Here is a 13,716-nt window from a genome sequence, read left to right as displayed (position 1 = left end):
AACACGGGGGCCCGGAGATGATCAGGAGCGGCCAGATGAGAGAGGACGAAGCCATTCATCCCAGTGCGAACGCGGTGAAGGTCGAGGCCGGTGGCGAGACCGGGCGGATCCGCCTGCTCGGCGAGATCGACCACACCGCGGTGCAACAGCTCGACCGGGCGGTGTCGGATCTGCTTGACCAGGGCGTGCAGCGGCTCGTCGTGGACTTCGCGGACCTGTCGTTCTTCGACTCGGCGTGCATCAGCGCACTCGTGCGCGCCCGGACGATGGCCGAGGAGCGCGGCGGCACCATCACGCTCGCCAACGTCAACAAGTACGCGCGGCGGATCCTCGATCTGACCGGCTTGTCCGCGGTGTTCGCTCTGGACGAAAGCTGAGTTCAATACGCTCAACTTTGGGAACAAGCCTCGACTCAATTTCGTAGTACGAGGTGACGGCCCGACGGGCGGGCCGAGAAAGTTTCAGGAGGTGAGCGACATGGCGCTGCCTGCCATGCGTACCGGCGGCTCCGTGCGCCGTCTGGACCCGTTCCGCGACTTCGACCGGCTTTTCGACAGCCTCGTCCCGCGCCGGGACGAGCAGCCGCAGCCGGAGCTATTCACGCCGAGGGCCGACGTGTCCGAGACCGAGCAGGAGTACGTGCTCGACATCGAACTGCCCGGCGTCCGTCGCGACGACATCACCGTCGAGGCCGACGGCACCGACATCCGGGTGACCGGCGAGCTCAAGGACAAGGAGCGCGAGGGCCGGTTCCACCGCAAGGCCCGTCGCGTCGGCAAGTTCGCCTACCGGGTCTCGCTGCCGCGTGACGTGGACGGTGGCAACATCGCCGCGACCCTCGACGAGGGTGTGCTGACCGTACGCATCCCGAAGGCCGAGGCCGCCAAGCCCCGGCGCATCGAGATCACCAGCGGCGAGTAATCCCGCGGCCGCCTGGCGCGGCGCCCACCGGCGAGTGGGTGCCGCGCCGCTTTCGTACGGTGGGCAAGACCCTGCGCTCGGCTACCCCTCCCCTGCCAGGTCCAGCGGGATCACGGGCAGCGGACCGGCCAGCTGGTCCGGCGCCGCCGGGGCATAGGCGAAGTTCTTCGCCCGCGCGCCGCCGTCCACCACCAGATCGCAGCCCGTGATCAGCCGCGCGTAGTCCGAGCACAGCCAGGCGACCGCGTGGCCGATGTCGGTGGGCGTTCCGGTGGTGCCCATCGGCACCAGCGGCATCCGCTCACCCGCCCAGCGCGACGGCCGCCGCCACGATTCCCCGCCGGTGGGGCCGCCCAGTCCGCCCGTACGCGGCCGGTCGAGCACGCCGCCGGGGCCCTGCTCGGCGATGAGGTCCGGATTGTCCGGCGTCGGCGCGGTCGGGGTGAAGCTGTTGACGCGGATGCCATAAGGCGCGAGGTCCATCGCGGCCGCGCGCACGAAGTTGTTCACGCCGCCCTTGTGGAACGCGTAGGCGATCACCCCCGCCGTCCCGGACCAGCCGTTGGACGAGGAGATGGACACGATCGAGCCACGGATGCCGTGCTCGGCCATGTACCGCCCGGCGTGCTTGGTGTTGAGGAAGTTGCCCATCGCGGCCACCTGCACGGCCTGGGAGAAGAACTCGGCGCTCTCGTCGAGCACCCCGCGGCCGCCGAGCAGTGCCGCGTTGTTGACCAGGATGTCCAGGCGGCCGAAGGTATCGGTGACCGCCTTCAGGTACGCCAGTACCTCGTCCTCGTCGGTGACGTCGCCGGGAATCGCGATCGCGCTGCCGCCGTTGCGCTCGATCCGTTCCACACACGCCTTCGCCGCGTTCGCGTCGAGATCGTTGCACGCCACCGTCGCGCCGTAGCGGGCGAGCGCCAGCGCGATGCCGCTGCCGATGTTCGGACCGGCACCGGTGACGACGGCGACCTTGCCCGCGAGTGAAATCTCCATGTCCCACCTCGGTTTTCGTTGGTTCAACAGACGGTGCCGGGCGGCGACACGAGGCCTTCCCGGATCGCCAGCAGGGCGGCCTGGGTGCGCGAGGTCAGGTCGAGCTTGCCCAGCACGTTGCTGACGTGGGTGCGCGCGGTGCGCTCGCTGATCACCAGCCGGTCGGCGATCTGCTGATTGGAACTGCCGGACGCGACGAGCCGCAGGATCTCCCGTTCCCGCGCGGTCAGCGCGGCCAAGCCCGTCTTCGGCGCGGTCAGCTCACGGGTGAGCGAACGCGCGACCCGGCCGGACAGGCGCACCTCCCCGCGCACGGCGGCACGCACCGCGGCGGCGATCTCGTCCGGTTCGGCGTCCTTGAGCAGGTAACCGGCCGCACCGGCGGCCATCGCCGCGTGCACGCGCTCCATCTCGCCGAAACTGGTGAGCACCACGACCCGCACACCCGGATAGCCGCGCGTGACCTCGCCCGTGGCCTCGACCCCGCCGAGCCCGGGCATCATCAGATCCATCAGCACCACGTCGGGCAGTTCGGTCGCGCCGCCCAGCCAGCGCAGCGCGTCACGCCCGTCACCCGCCTCGCCGAGGACGCGGATGTCCTCCAGCACGTCCAGATACGCGGTCAAGCCCCGTCGCACGACGGCGTGGTCGTCGACGAGCAGCACACCGATCGTGTCCTCACGGGTCAGCATCGCCACCTCCTGCCTCCTTCGCTCCCAGTGCACGGGAAATGCCGCGGGCCACCGCGACGACGGCGGAGACGTACCGCGCGGTGCCCGCCACGCCGATCGCCGCGACCACGGCGCCGGTCCCGTCGTGGACCGGGGCGGCCACGCCGTCCGGCGTCGCGGCGAACCCGCAGCGGCGCACCCGCGCCAGGTCGCGCTGCCCGTCGCTGATCTCCGGCGGGGCGTGCGCGAGCAACACCAGGCCCGCGCTCGTCCCGTTCAGCGCCCGGCGCCGCCCGCACCCGGCTTCGCCGTCGGGGCGATACTCGTCGCACACCAGCTCACGTCCCTGCCGCATCGCGAGCACGACGGGCTTTCCGGTCGCGGCGCCGAGGTCCTCGACGAACGGCCGGGCCAGCTCCCGCACGCCGAGGCCGTGCGGCGCGTCGATGACCGCGCGCCGCAGCCGCGCCCCGATCCGGTATCCCGCCGCGCTTTTCTCCAGCGCACCGCACCGGACGAACTCGCCCGCCATGCGATGAGTCGTGGACAGCGGCAGCCCCGCGCGGTGGCTCAGCTCGGTCAGCTTCAGCGCGCCGGTCGCCGCGCCGAACGCCTCGATCAGCCGCAGCACACGCCGCGCCGGCGGTTCCCTCGTCACTCGCCCGTCACCGGGAAGTGGCACGCGACGGTGTGCTCCGGCGCCAGCTCGCGCATCGGCGGCGCCTCGGCCGCACATTTGTCGGCCGCGCGCGGACAGCGGGTGCGGAACCGGCATCCGCTCGGCGGGGACACCGGCGACGGCGGCTCACCCTTGATCGTGACCCGCTCACGGGTGGCGCGCGGATCGAGCTTCGGGATCGAGGACAGCAGCGCGACCGTGTAGGGGTGCAGCGGCGCGCGGTAGAGCGACTCGGCGGGCCCGACCTCGCACAGCTGGCCCAGGTGCATCACCGCGACCCGGTCGCTGACCTGTTTGACCAGCGCGAGATCGTGGGAGATGAACAGGTAGGACAGGCCGAGTTCGGCGCGCAGCCGCTCGAACAGGTTCAGCACCTGCGCCTGGATGAGCACGTCCAAAGAGGACACCGCTTCGTCGCATACGATCAGCGCCGGGTCGAGTGCGATCGCCCTGGCGATGGCGACCCGCTGGCACTGCCCGCCGGAGAGCTCGTGCGGGCGCCTGCGGCCGAAGGTGTCCGGGTTGAGCCCCACCAGGTCGAGCAGATCGCGCACGCGCTGCTGCCGGTTCGGCGCGCCGTAGCCGACGAGTGGCTCTTCCACGATCTCGCTCACGCGCCAGCGCGGATTGAGCGAGCCGAACGGGTCCTGGAACACCATCTGCATGTGCCGCCGCGCCTCGGCGAGCCCGCGGCGCCTGCGTTTCATCAGGTCCTCGCCGCGGAAGAACACCTGACCGGATTTCGGCCGCGGCGCCTGCAACACCGATCTGGCCAAAGTGGACTTTCCGGAGCCGGTCTCCCCCACCACGCCGAGGGTTTCGCCGGCGCGGATGTCGAACGACACGTCGGACACGGCGTGGACCACGCCGCCCTTGGTGCCGCCGCGGCCCCGGGCGGTGAATTCCTGCACGACGTTGCGCGCGAACAGCAGAGTGGTGTTCATGACGCTCCTTCGCACGGATGCCAGCAAGCCCACCAATGCCCCGGTTCCCCTTCGGCGAACGGCGGCGCCTTCGTGTGGCAGTCGTCGCCGGCGCGGGAGCAGCGCGGCGCGAACGGGCAGCCGGGCGGCAACGCGGTCAGGTCGGGAGGCTGGCCCGGGGTGACCGGAAGCTTCGCGTGCGGCGGCCGCTCCAGCCGCGGGATCGCGCCCAGCAGCGCCTGCGTGTAGGGCATGCGCACCCGGTCGAACAGGGTGCGCGCCGGGGCGTACTCCACGGCCCGGCCCGCGTACATCACGATCACCTCGTGCGCGTAGCTCGCGGCCAGCCCGAGGTCGTGACTGATCAGGATGATCGCGGTCCCGAGCCGCTGCTGCAGTTCCAGCAGCAGGTCCATGATCTGGGCCTGGGTGGTCACGTCGAGCGCGGTGGTCGCCTCGTCGGCGATGAGCAGTTTCGGATCGGCGGCGAGCGCGATCGCGATCATCACCCGCTGCCGCATCCCGCCGGAGAGCTGGTGCGGGTACTCGTGGAAACGCCGCTCCGGCGCGGGCAACCGGACCAGCCGCAGCAGTTCCCTCGCGCGCTCGCGCGCGGCTTTCTTGTCCCCGCTGGAATGCGCGCGGACGGCCTCGGTGATCTGGGTGCCGATGCGCATGGTCGGGTTGAGCGAGCGCGCCGGGTCCTGGAACACCATGGCGATATCCGCCCCACGCCGTTTCCGCCATTCCTTTTCGGACAGTTCGAGCAGTTCGGTGCCGCGGAACCGCGCCGAGCCCGTGATGCTCGCGGTGGGCGGCAGCAGCCCCATCAGCGCCCGTGAGCTGACGCTCTTGCCCGAGCCGGATTCCCCGATGATGGCCAGGATCCGGCCTGCCGCCAGCCGGTAGGACAGCCCGTTGACGGCGTTCACACGCCGGCCGCGAGCGTCGAAACGCACCCGGAGGTCCTCGACCTCCAGCAGCGGCTGGGAATCCCGGGCCGCCGGCGTCGCCGCGGCTTCTGCTACCTCGTCGATGCTCATCGGCCACTCCAGCGTGCGCGCAGCGTTTCGCCGAGCAGGTTGAAGGCCAGTACGGTCACGAACAGCGCCAGGCACGGCCAGACCACCAGCATCGGCGTCGCCGACAGGCTCTGCTGGCCCTGCGAGATCATGTTGCCCCAGCTCGGCGCGGGCGGCGGGATGCCGAGCCCGAGGAAGCTCAGCGCGCCCTCGATCACGATCACGATGCCCATCCCGAGCATCGAGAACGTGACCAGCTGCGGCGCGATGTTCGGTGCGATGTGCCGGAACAGGATGCGGAACACGCTGGTGCCGCACAGGCTCGCGGCCGTCATGAACGGTTGTTCCCGTAGCCGCAGCGTCGCCGATCGGGACAGCCGCGCGAAGGCCGGGACCGAGAAGAACGCGAGCGCGAAGATCGTGTTGAGCAGGCTCGGCCCGAGGCTCTGCGCCACCGCGAGCGTCAGCACGAGCGAGGGGAACGCGATCAGCACGTCCAGCACGCGCATGATCACCGCGTCGGCGACGCCGCCGGCGTACGCGCTGACCGCGCCGAGGGTGCCGCCGATGACCAGGCCCAGCACGTTGACCGAGACGCCGACGATGAGCGAGGTCCGGCCGCCGTAGAGCAGGCGCGCCCACACGTCGTTGCCGTTGGGGTCGGTGCCCAGCAGGTGGCCCGGCGAGAACGAGGGCAGGCTGGACTCCAGCACGTCGCCTCCGACCGGCTGCGGCACCGCCCCGAACAGCGGCCACACGAAACACGCGCCCGCGACCAGCACCAGCACCCCGACCGGCACGATCAGCTCGAGGTGGCGCAGCCAGCCCCGGCGCCGGACGGGTTCGGCCACCAGGACCGACGCGGTCGCGTCAACTGTCGCCATAGCGGATCCTCGGGTCGAGAACGGCGTAGAGCAGATCGGTCAGCAGGTTGGCCAGCACCGCGACGATCGCGAACACCACGACGCAGGCCTGCACGACCGTGAAGTCACGGGTGTTGATCGCCTGCAGCAGCAGCTGGCCGATCCCGGGCAGGGCGAAGATCTGCTCGATGATCACGGTCGCGCCGATGAGCGAGCCCAGATTGAGGCCCACCACCGTGATCAGGCCGAAGGAGGAGTTGCGGAACGCGTGGCGCAGCAACACCTGCCACGGCCCGATGCCCTTCGCCCGCGCCGTCACGATGTAGTCCTCGCCCTGGAGCTGATCGACCAGATCGCCGCGCAGGAACCGGGTGTAGAAGCAGAACAGCGGGAACGCGATCGCGACCGCGGGCAGGAACATCGAATGCAGGTTCTGGCCCAGCCCCTGGCTCAGCGGCACGAACCCGATCGCCGGGAACACGGTCAGCTGCACCGCGAACAGCAGCACCAGCAGCAGCGCGAACACGTAGTTGGCCACCGACAGGCCGGTGATGGACACGAGCATGCTCACCCGGTCCAGCAGCTTGTTCGGCCGGTGGGCGGCCAGCAGCGCGACCGGGATCGCGAGGCCGAGCGAGATCACGAACGCCAGCCCGACGAGTTCGGCGCTCACGCCGAGCCGCGAGCCGAGTTCGCCGGTCACCGGCTGGCCGCTCACCAGCGAGTTGCCGAGATCGCCGGTGAGCGCGCCGCCGAGCCAGTTCAGATACCGCAGCACGGCGGGCTGGTCCAGGCCCATCTGGTGCTGCATCGCGGCGACCTGCTGGGGCGTGGCCTCCGGCCCGAGCAGCAGCTGCGCCGCGTCACCGGGGATCAGGCTCAGCACCAGGAAGGTCAGGATGCTCACGCCGAGCACGATCGGGATCGCGGCGAGCAGCCGCCGGGCGAGGAGCCGCAGACTCGGTGACCGCAGGATCCGGGCCGCCGCGCCCGGACCGGTGCCGGTCAGGGTCACTGCGTCATCCATACCGTGTCCCAGTTGACGGTCGTGTTGACCAGCAGTGGCGGGATCTGCGTGGTGAGGCCCTGCCCGTGCACCTTCGTGGAAGCGATGTTCGCCGGCGCGAAGGCCAGGATGTAGGGCGCGTAGGCCTTGTCGCTGATGAGCTGGCCCGCCTGCGTGTAGGAGGACTCGCGTTGCGCCGGGTCGGTGGCGGCGGCCGCCTGGTTGAGCAGGGTGTCCAGTGCCGGGTCGGCGACTCCGCTGAACGGCGAGGTCGAGTCGAACCGGAACGAGACGCCGACCCCGGCGGCGGGATCCCACGCGCCCGCGGTCTGCAGCATCGCCTGCCATTTGTTCGAGTTGAAGTTCCCGATCAGGGCATTCAGCTCGTCGGAATGCATCGTGACCGTGATGCCCGCCGCCTCCCACTGGCTCTTGAGCGCGGTGATCACCTGTTCGGCCACGTAGTTCTTGAGCGTGCCCAGATCCACCGTGAGCCCGCCGAGTTCGGCCACCAGCGCCTTGGCCTTGTTCAGGTCATAGGTGCGGTAACCGGGAATGGTGGCGTGATGGAACAGCCCGCCGGGCCCGGTGAAGGTCTGTGCCGCCGGGTACCAGTCCTTGAACAGTCCTTTCCGGATCGCGTCCACATTGGTCGCGTAGTAGATCGCCTCACGCGCCTTTTCGTTGTTGAACGGCGCGGCTTTGGTGTCGAGCTGGATCACGTACGGCGAGGTGGGCGGCTGGATGGTGACCGAGAGCTGCTTGTTCGCCTTGGCCTGCTCGATCAGCGGTGTGGTGACCATGCCCTCGTAGGCCTGGGCCTGCCCGGCGAGCACGGCCTGGTAGGCGGGCTGGTCGCCGCCGACCGATTTGAAGATCAGCTTGTCCAGGTAGGGCTGGCCCTGCTTGTAGTAGGTCTCGTTGCGGGTCAACCGCAGCTCCGAGCTGAGCGTGTTGCTTTCGACCTTGAACGGACCGGCGCCGACCGGGGTGATCTTGAACTGGTCGGGACCCTGCTGCTGCAACGATGTCGGCGAGGCGATCCAGTTCGAATTGGACACCAGCATCGAGTTGATCACCGAGGCGTAGGGCCGGGTGAACTTCAGGACCACCGCGTTGCCCTCGGTCGTGATGCCGCCGCCGGACACCAGCGGCCACCGTGGGGCGCACGTGCAGGTGGATTTGATGTCCCGGTTGAAGTTGAACGCGACGGCCTCGGCGTTGAACGGCGTGCCGTCACTGAACTTGACGCCGTCCCGGATCGTGATCTTCACCGACTTCCCGTCGGGGCTGATCTCGTATCCGCCGGCCAGATCGGGAACGACGTGGGCGTTGGTCCCGTCGTCGTTGGCCTCCAGCCGGAACAGGCTGCCGAAGATCGCGGTCATCTGGCTGATGTTCGCGCCGCCGGTGGTGTTGGTGGCGGGGTCGAGGCCGCTGGGCCACGCGCCGGCGAAGCTGCCGGCTTCGAGCACGGTGAGCGTGCCGCCGCGCTGTGGCGGGCCGGACGGCGACGTCCCGGCCTGGGTGGTGCCGCCGCAGGCGGCGAGGAGGAACATCGTCGCCAGCAGGGCGAACAGACGCTGTGTCCTGGTTTTCACGTGAACTCCCGCTCCGTTGCGGAACTCATCGGGGCCGCGTCGCGGCCGGGATCAGGGTGTGCGATGGCCCGTCCGGCGTGCGGTTCGCTTTCGCCGGGCGGAAGGGAACTTGCCCCGCCTACGTCATTCGTCTCGGCGGTGGCCGTTCAGACGTCGTGCAGGATGATGCCGCGGATGTTCTTGCCGTCGAGCATGTCGGCGTAGCCCTGGTTGACCTCGTCGAGCGAGTACCGGTTGGTGATCAGCTCGTCGAGTTTGAGATCGCCCGCGCGGTAGAGGTCGAGCAGTCGCGGCACGTCGTAGAGCGGGTTGGAGTCGCCGAAGAGCGCACCGCGGATCTGGCGCTGGTAGCCGATCAGCATCCCGCCGGGCAGGTGCACGCTGTTCTCGCCGAGTTTGCCGACGGCGGTGATCGTGACCTTGCCGCCCTTGCCGGTGATCTGCACGGCGGCGTTGACGATCTCCTCGGTGAGCACCCCGGGCGTGCAGATCGCGTGGTCGGCCAGTTGGCCCCAGGTGGTGTCCACCACGAACTCGTGCGCCGATTTCGCGTCCGGGAAGGTGTGGGTGGCACCGAAAACCTTGGCCATGTCCCGTTTGAACGCCACCGGATCGACCACCACGACGTTCTTCGCACCGGCGTAGCGCGCACCCTGCACCGCGTTGCTACCGACTCCCCCGGCACCGTAGATCACCACGGTCTGCCCGGCACGCACGCCGGCGGCGTGCACGGCCGACCCCCAGCCGGTCGGCACCCCACAGCCGACGAGCGCGGCGATCTCGAAGGGAATGTCGTCGGCGAGCGGGATGCACGCCCATTCGGACACGACGGCGTACTGCGAGAACGTGCCCAGGGTACAGAAACCGCCGAGATCCTCGCCGTCGAGGTGGAAGCGGAACGTGCCGTCGAGGAACATGCCGGTGGAGGCATTGAGCCCTTTCTCGCACATGTTCTGGTGCCCGGTGGAGCAGGGGCGGCAGGCGCCGCAGGCCGGGATGTAGGAGCAGACGATCCGGTCTCCGGGTTTGACGCGGGACACGCCGGGGCCGACGGATTCCACGATCCCGGCGCCCTCGTGCCCGCCGACGACCGGCAGCCGCACGGGTGCGTCGCCGCGCGTGATGTGGTCGTCGGAATGACACAGCCCGGCGACGTGGAAGCGCACCCGCACCTCGTGTGCTTTCGGTTCGTCCAGTTGGAGTTCCACGATCTCCCATGGCCGGTGGGCGGCGCGGGTGATCGCGGCACGAGTCGTGACAGGCATGCCAACCCCAATCAGTGTTCGTGGACGAGCACGCCACGGATGTTCTTGCCGTCCAGCATGTCCTGATACCCCTGGTTGACCTCGTCGAGCGAGTACCGGCGGGTGATCAGCTCGTCGAGCTTGAGATCGCCGGACTGGTACAGGCCCAGCAGCCGGGGCACGTCGTAAAGCGGGTTGCAGGCACCGAAGATCGCGCCCTGGATGCGGCGCTGGTAGCCGATCAGCATGCCCGGCGGCGCGTCGATCATGCCGGCGCCGACAGCCGTGATCGTCACCTGGCCGCTCTTGCCGGCCACCTGCACCGCCGCGTCGATCACCTCGTCGGAGAGCACGCCGACGGTGATCAGCGCGTGGTCGGCCAGTTGGCCCCAGGTGGTTTCCACCACGAACTCGTGCGCCGATTTCGCGTCCGGGAAGGTGTGCGTGGCACCGAAAACCTTGGCCATGTCCCGTTTGAACACCACCGGATCGACCACCACGACGTTCTTCGCACCGGCATAGCGCGCACCCTGCACCGCGTTGCTACCGACACCGCCGGCACCGTAGATCACCACGGTCTGCCCGGCACGCACACCGGCCGCGTACACGGCGGTGCCCCAGCCGGTGGGCACCCCGCAGCTGACGAGCGCGGCCACGTCGAAGGGGATGTCGTCGGCGATCTTGATGCAGGAGTACTCGGAAACCACGGCATACTGGGAAAAAGTGCCGAGGACGCAGAGCCCGCCGAGATCCTCGCCGTCGAGGTGGAACCGGAACGTGCCGTCGGCGAACATGCCGGTGGACGCGTTTTTCCCTTCGTCGCACAGATTCTGCTGTCCCGTCGAGCAGTAGCGGCAGCGGCCGCAGGCGGGGATGAACGAGCAGACGACGTGGTCGCCCACCGCCACCCTCGTCACGTCGGCACCGACCGCGTCGACGACGCCCGCGCCTTCGTGCCCGCCGACGACGGGGAAACGCATGTGCGCGTCGCCCTTCTGGATGTGGTCGTCGGAGTGACACAGACCCGCGGCATGGAACTTGATCCGGACCTCGCCCGCCTTCGGCTCGTCGAGCTCGATTTCGGCGATTTCCCAAGGGCGCCGGGGTTCCCGGCAGATCGCGGCACGCGTGATGGTCATCTGGTTCCCCGTTCTGGAGGCGGCGCGGGTCAACGATGCGCCGGCGGGCGCGGGGACGGCCACAGCCCTTCCACGTCACGAAAGGCGCGGCCCGGTCACGAGCTGATTTCGGTGAACCGTTCCAGCTCGTCGCGGGATTTGCTGATCTCGATCCGCTCGCGGCCGATCCGCCGCACCGCCGACCATTCGACGAAGCGCGAGCGGCGGCTGAGCCAGCGGAACAACGCGGTCAGCGGCCACGGCCCCGCCATGGTGTCGCGCGTGTAGCCCAGCCGGTCGCCGACCCCGGCCTTGCCGCATTCCAGCCCGACGAGTTCGAACCGCGGCGGGTCGCCGGGCACGATGCGGAACACGAGATCGTGCACGTAGCCGACGTTGCGGCCGTCGCGATCGACGACACCGCGGCCGATGAACCACACACCCCGCATCAATGACTCCCGGGAATACGGCGGACGATGTGCTCCCGTGTCCATTCGCGCAGGCGTTCGGTCGGCAGTTCGCCCGCCGGAGCCCGCAGCCGCACCTCGTGGCGGTCGAACCTGGTGACCAGCTCGGCGGGAATGCGGACCGGGTACAGCTCGTCGTTGGGCCGCAGCCGCCGCCCGATCGCGGTCCACCACATGCCCAGCCGGCCACCGAGCCTCGGGCCGAGCGCGGTCGGGCCGCACAGCAGAGCCGTCAGCACCGGCGTCCCGCCGTCGCCGGGGATCGTCACCTCGATGTCGTCGACCTTGCCCACCTCCACGCCGTCGCGGTCGTAGATCTGGCGGTCCAGGAGCATTTCGTTGGCGGTCACGATGTCATCGGCCATGACGCTTTCCCTACTGTCCGGCCTTCGTCGCGAACAGCAGTGGCAGCGTCGCGACGGAGACGACGAGCATCACCAGCAGCGCGATCGTGGCGAGTCCGTTCTGCCAGTGTTTGTTCACGTACTCGCCCATGTACTCGCGATCGTTGGCGACCACCAGCACCGGCAGGTACGTCAGTGGTACGGCCGCCGCGCCGAGCACGACGCTGACGATCGTGACGGTGATCGGGTCGATGGTGGTCAGCACGAACCCGGTCGCGATGATGACCGCTGCCAGGCTCACCACGTGGAAGCGCGGCGCGGAGGACGGCCGATGCCATTTGCCCCACGACCACCCCAAATACTGGCCCACGCTGTAACCGCACGACAACGCCGATTCCGCGGCCGCGGCGAAGGTACAGGCGAAGAACGAGATGAACGTCAGGATCAGGCCGATGACGCCGAGCGCCTGCGCGACCGGCAGCGCGACCTGGCCGAGATGCTTGACGTCGACGGAGTCGGGCCGCAGCACCGGCACCATCACGGCCATGACGCTGAGACTGAGCAGCCCGCCGAGAGGAAAACCGACGAACGCGTTGCCCCGCGCCTCCCGCAGGTTGCGGATCGACCACCGTTCCTCGCGCCCGCCGGAGGAGAAGAAGATCACCTGGTACGGCACGATGCACGCGCCCACGAGCGAAATGGCGTAGAACAGCCACGTCGGCAGCGCCTCGCCTTGGGGCACCGCGGGATGGATCATCTCGTGCCAGAGCTCGCCCCAGTCGGTGGGCAGTGCGACGAGGGCGACGGCGAACACCAGCAGGCACAGTCCGAGCAGGCCGAACGCCGTTTCGATCACCTTGAACGGTAGCCGCCAGATGCTCAGCCACACCACCGCGCCCACGACCGGCACCCAGATCAGGTACTGCACCCCGGTGACCAGTTGCAGCACGAGTGCCACGCCGCCGATCTCGGCCGCCAGCGTGAGCAGCGCGAGCAGCAGGTTGGCCACGAGGTTGACCATCGCGAACCGCACCCCGAGCCGTTCACGGACCAGATCGAAGGTCGCGCGCTGGGCCACGGCGGCGACGCGGCCCGTCATTTCGCCGTAGAGCACCATGATCGCCGTCGCGAGCACGACGGCCCAGGCCAGCGTCATGCCGAACCGCGCGCCCGTGACGCCGCCGGTGACGATGTTGCCGATGTCGACGAACCCGCCGATCGCGGTCATCACGCCGAGGGTGAGGTTGAGGACGCCTTTCATCCGGAGACCCCGGACAGCTGCTGGAAGGCGTCGAGCGGCCCGCCGAGTGCGTCGGCGGCCGCCCGCTGGGCGTTGTCGTCGTTGTCGCGCACCGCGACGCGCAGATCGGTGAGCAGCGCGGTGGCCTGCTGCAGCGGTTGTTCGACCTGGTGCCGTAGCCGGTCGGACGCGTTGTCGGGCGGCTGCCTGCTTTCGATAGTGGTCCGTACCGAGCCGGCGTCCTGTTCGGCGTCGCTGACCACCGAGTCGGTGACGGTGTGCAGCAGTTTGCCGTCGAGATCGAGGCGCGCCGCGTGCTGTGCGGTGACGATGATGCTGCTCATGGCTTTCGCCGTCTGAGTGACCTTGGCCCGGTACTGGCCGGCCGAGACGGTCGGGCCCGCGCACGAGGCCAGTAGCAGCGCCGCGACGGCGAGCCGCACGGCCCTCATTCGTCGTCCTCGTCGAGCGGGTCGCGACGGCCGCCGCGCAGGATGAAGAACGCGAGCAGACCGAGCAGGACGGCGAAGATCGCCCAGGCGATCAGGATGTCGAGTCCGGCGGTCTCCAGCATTCGCGTCCTCCTGGCGGAGGGCTACCCCTGCTCCCCATGCCGAA

General features: G+C 69.4%; 17 protein-coding genes. 2 read left to right on the top strand and 15 right to left on the bottom strand.

Annotation, left to right across the window (positions count from 1 at the left end; all coding sequences use genetic code 11):
• Positions 1 to 35 precede the first annotated feature (35 nt).
• Both HFP15_RS04225 and HFP15_RS04220 read left to right on the top strand, forming a co-directional pair.
• A complete protein-coding gene (locus HFP15_RS04225) occupies positions 36 to 377 on the top strand; it encodes an STAS domain-containing protein (RefSeq protein WP_168511625.1) in 342 nt (113 codons plus the stop codon).
• 100 nt (positions 378 to 477) lie between these two features.
• Positions 478 to 921: an Hsp20/alpha crystallin family protein gene (locus HFP15_RS04220; RefSeq protein WP_168511623.1), complete on the top strand. Its 444-nt coding sequence runs from the start codon at positions 478 to 480 to the stop codon at positions 919 to 921.
• Positions 922 to 1,002: 81 nt separating this feature from the next.
• On the opposite strand, the gene HFP15_RS04215 is transcribed toward HFP15_RS04220, so the two are convergent.
• From HFP15_RS04215 to HFP15_RS43375, 15 genes are all read right to left on the bottom strand, one after another.
• Positions 1,003 to 1,920 carry an SDR family NAD(P)-dependent oxidoreductase gene (locus tag HFP15_RS04215; protein ID WP_168511621.1) on the bottom strand — a complete coding sequence of 306 codons (918 nt, stop codon included), beginning with the start codon at positions 1,918 to 1,920 and terminating at the stop codon, positions 1,003 to 1,005.
• 23 nt (positions 1,921 to 1,943) lie between these two features.
• Complete coding sequence (locus HFP15_RS04210) at positions 1,944 to 2,612, bottom strand: response regulator transcription factor (RefSeq protein ID WP_168512460.1); 669 nt, start codon at positions 2,610 to 2,612, stop codon at positions 1,944 to 1,946.
• Positions 2,599 to 3,249 carry an IclR family transcriptional regulator gene (locus HFP15_RS04205; RefSeq protein WP_312871457.1) on the bottom strand — a complete coding sequence of 217 codons (651 nt, stop codon included), beginning with the start codon at positions 3,247 to 3,249 and terminating at the stop codon, positions 2,599 to 2,601. Before HFP15_RS04205 ends, HFP15_RS04210 begins: the two co-directional genes overlap by 14 nt.
• Positions 3,246 to 4,214: an ABC transporter ATP-binding protein gene (locus HFP15_RS04200; RefSeq protein ID WP_168511617.1), complete on the bottom strand. Its 969-nt coding sequence runs from the start codon at positions 4,212 to 4,214 to the stop codon at positions 3,246 to 3,248. Before HFP15_RS04200 ends, HFP15_RS04205 begins: the two co-directional genes overlap by 4 nt.
• Entirely contained in the window at positions 4,211 to 5,236 is a 1,026-nt protein-coding gene (locus HFP15_RS04195; protein ID WP_168511615.1) for an ABC transporter ATP-binding protein, read from the bottom strand. Before HFP15_RS04195 ends, HFP15_RS04200 begins: the two co-directional genes overlap by 4 nt.
• Positions 5,233 to 6,099 carry an ABC transporter permease gene (locus tag HFP15_RS04190; RefSeq protein ID WP_168511613.1) on the bottom strand — a complete coding sequence of 289 codons (867 nt, stop codon included), beginning with the start codon at positions 6,097 to 6,099 and terminating at the stop codon, positions 5,233 to 5,235. Before HFP15_RS04190 ends, HFP15_RS04195 begins: the two co-directional genes overlap by 4 nt.
• The gene (locus tag HFP15_RS04185) at positions 6,086 to 7,105 is read right to left on the bottom strand and encodes an ABC transporter permease (protein ID WP_168511611.1); all 1,020 of its coding nucleotides are present in this window, start codon (positions 7,103 to 7,105) and stop codon (positions 6,086 to 6,088) included. Before HFP15_RS04185 ends, HFP15_RS04190 begins: the two co-directional genes overlap by 14 nt.
• Complete coding sequence (locus tag HFP15_RS04180) at positions 7,090 to 8,685, bottom strand: ABC transporter substrate-binding protein (protein ID WP_312871456.1); 1,596 nt, start codon at positions 8,683 to 8,685, stop codon at positions 7,090 to 7,092. The genes HFP15_RS04185 and HFP15_RS04180 overlap by 16 nt, the downstream gene beginning before the upstream one ends.
• 146 nt (positions 8,686 to 8,831) lie before the next feature.
• A complete protein-coding gene (locus HFP15_RS04175; RefSeq protein WP_168511609.1) occupies positions 8,832 to 9,950 on the bottom strand; it encodes an NDMA-dependent alcohol dehydrogenase in 1,119 nt (372 codons plus the stop codon).
• 11 nt (positions 9,951 to 9,961) lie between these two features.
• Positions 9,962 to 11,068, bottom strand: a complete 1,107-nt coding sequence (locus HFP15_RS04170) for an NDMA-dependent alcohol dehydrogenase (RefSeq protein ID WP_168511607.1) — start codon at positions 11,066 to 11,068, stop codon at positions 9,962 to 9,964.
• A 95-nt stretch (positions 11,069 to 11,163) separates the two neighbouring features.
• Positions 11,164 to 11,496 (bottom strand): hypothetical protein, encoded by a 333-nt coding sequence (locus HFP15_RS04165; protein WP_168511605.1) that lies wholly within the window; start codon positions 11,494 to 11,496, stop codon positions 11,164 to 11,166.
• Entirely contained in the window at positions 11,496 to 11,879 is a 384-nt protein-coding gene (locus tag HFP15_RS04160) for a hypothetical protein (RefSeq protein ID WP_168511603.1), read from the bottom strand. The genes HFP15_RS04165 and HFP15_RS04160 overlap by 1 nt, the downstream gene beginning before the upstream one ends.
• 10 nt (positions 11,880 to 11,889) lie before the next feature.
• Positions 11,890 to 13,119: an NRAMP family divalent metal transporter gene (locus HFP15_RS04155; protein WP_168511601.1), complete on the bottom strand. Its 1,230-nt coding sequence runs from the start codon at positions 13,117 to 13,119 to the stop codon at positions 11,890 to 11,892.
• Positions 13,116 to 13,550 carry a hypothetical protein gene (locus tag HFP15_RS04150; RefSeq protein WP_168511599.1) on the bottom strand — a complete coding sequence of 145 codons (435 nt, stop codon included), beginning with the start codon at positions 13,548 to 13,550 and terminating at the stop codon, positions 13,116 to 13,118. The genes HFP15_RS04155 and HFP15_RS04150 overlap by 4 nt, the downstream gene beginning before the upstream one ends.
• Complete coding sequence (locus HFP15_RS43375; RefSeq protein ID WP_281355474.1) at positions 13,547 to 13,672, bottom strand: hypothetical protein; 126 nt, start codon at positions 13,670 to 13,672, stop codon at positions 13,547 to 13,549. The genes HFP15_RS04150 and HFP15_RS43375 overlap by 4 nt, the downstream gene beginning before the upstream one ends.
• Between the last annotated feature and the right edge of the window lie 44 nt (positions 13,673 to 13,716).

It is taken from the genome of Amycolatopsis acididurans, from assembly GCF_012328925.1.
In the GTDB taxonomy this organism is placed as follows: domain Bacteria; phylum Actinomycetota; class Actinomycetes; order Mycobacteriales; family Pseudonocardiaceae; genus Amycolatopsis_E; species Amycolatopsis_E acididurans.
Note: the sequence above shows the minus strand (reverse complement) of the source record. Positions and strands in the feature narration are given on the sequence as shown.

What these genes read in the sequence shown, in the direction of transcription:
- HFP15_RS04225 (WP_168511625.1), top strand. Translation starts at nt 36, where the DNA reads ATGAGAGAGGACGAAGCCATTCATCCCAGTGCGAACGCGGTGAAGGTC.
- HFP15_RS04220 (WP_168511623.1), top strand. Translation starts at nt 478, where the DNA reads ATGGCGCTGCCTGCCATGCGTACCGGCGGCTCCGTGCGCCGTCTGGAC.
- HFP15_RS04215 (WP_168511621.1), bottom strand. Translation starts at nt 1,920, where the DNA reads ATGGAGATTTCACTCGCGGGCAAGGTCGCCGTCGTCACCGGTGCCGGT.
- HFP15_RS04210 (WP_168512460.1), bottom strand. Translation starts at nt 2,612, where the DNA reads ATGCTGACCCGTGAGGACACGATCGGTGTGCTGCTCGTCGACGACCAC.
- HFP15_RS04200 (WP_168511617.1), bottom strand. Translation starts at nt 4,214, where the DNA reads ATGAACACCACTCTGCTGTTCGCGCGCAACGTCGTGCAGGAATTCACC.
- HFP15_RS04195 (WP_168511615.1), bottom strand. Translation starts at nt 5,236, where the DNA reads ATGAGCATCGACGAGGTAGCAGAAGCCGCGGCGACGCCGGCGGCCCGG.
- HFP15_RS04190 (WP_168511613.1), bottom strand. Translation starts at nt 6,099, where the DNA reads ATGGCGACAGTTGACGCGACCGCGTCGGTCCTGGTGGCCGAACCCGTC.
- HFP15_RS04185 (WP_168511611.1), bottom strand. Translation starts at nt 7,105, where the DNA reads ATGGATGACGCAGTGACCCTGACCGGCACCGGTCCGGGCGCGGCGGCC.
- HFP15_RS04175 (WP_168511609.1), bottom strand. Translation starts at nt 9,950, where the DNA reads ATGCCTGTCACGACTCGTGCCGCGATCACCCGCGCCGCCCACCGGCCA.
- HFP15_RS04170 (WP_168511607.1), bottom strand. Translation starts at nt 11,068, where the DNA reads ATGACCATCACGCGTGCCGCGATCTGCCGGGAACCCCGGCGCCCTTGG.
- HFP15_RS04165 (WP_168511605.1), bottom strand. Translation starts at nt 11,496, where the DNA reads ATGCGGGGTGTGTGGTTCATCGGCCGCGGTGTCGTCGATCGCGACGGC.
- HFP15_RS04160 (WP_168511603.1), bottom strand. Translation starts at nt 11,879, where the DNA reads ATGGCCGATGACATCGTGACCGCCAACGAAATGCTCCTGGACCGCCAG.
- HFP15_RS04155 (WP_168511601.1), bottom strand. Translation starts at nt 13,119, where the DNA reads ATGAAAGGCGTCCTCAACCTCACCCTCGGCGTGATGACCGCGATCGGC.
- HFP15_RS04150 (WP_168511599.1), bottom strand. Translation starts at nt 13,550, where the DNA reads ATGAGGGCCGTGCGGCTCGCCGTCGCGGCGCTGCTACTGGCCTCGTGC.
- HFP15_RS43375 (WP_281355474.1), bottom strand. Translation starts at nt 13,672, where the DNA reads ATGCTGGAGACCGCCGGACTCGACATCCTGATCGCCTGGGCGATCTTC.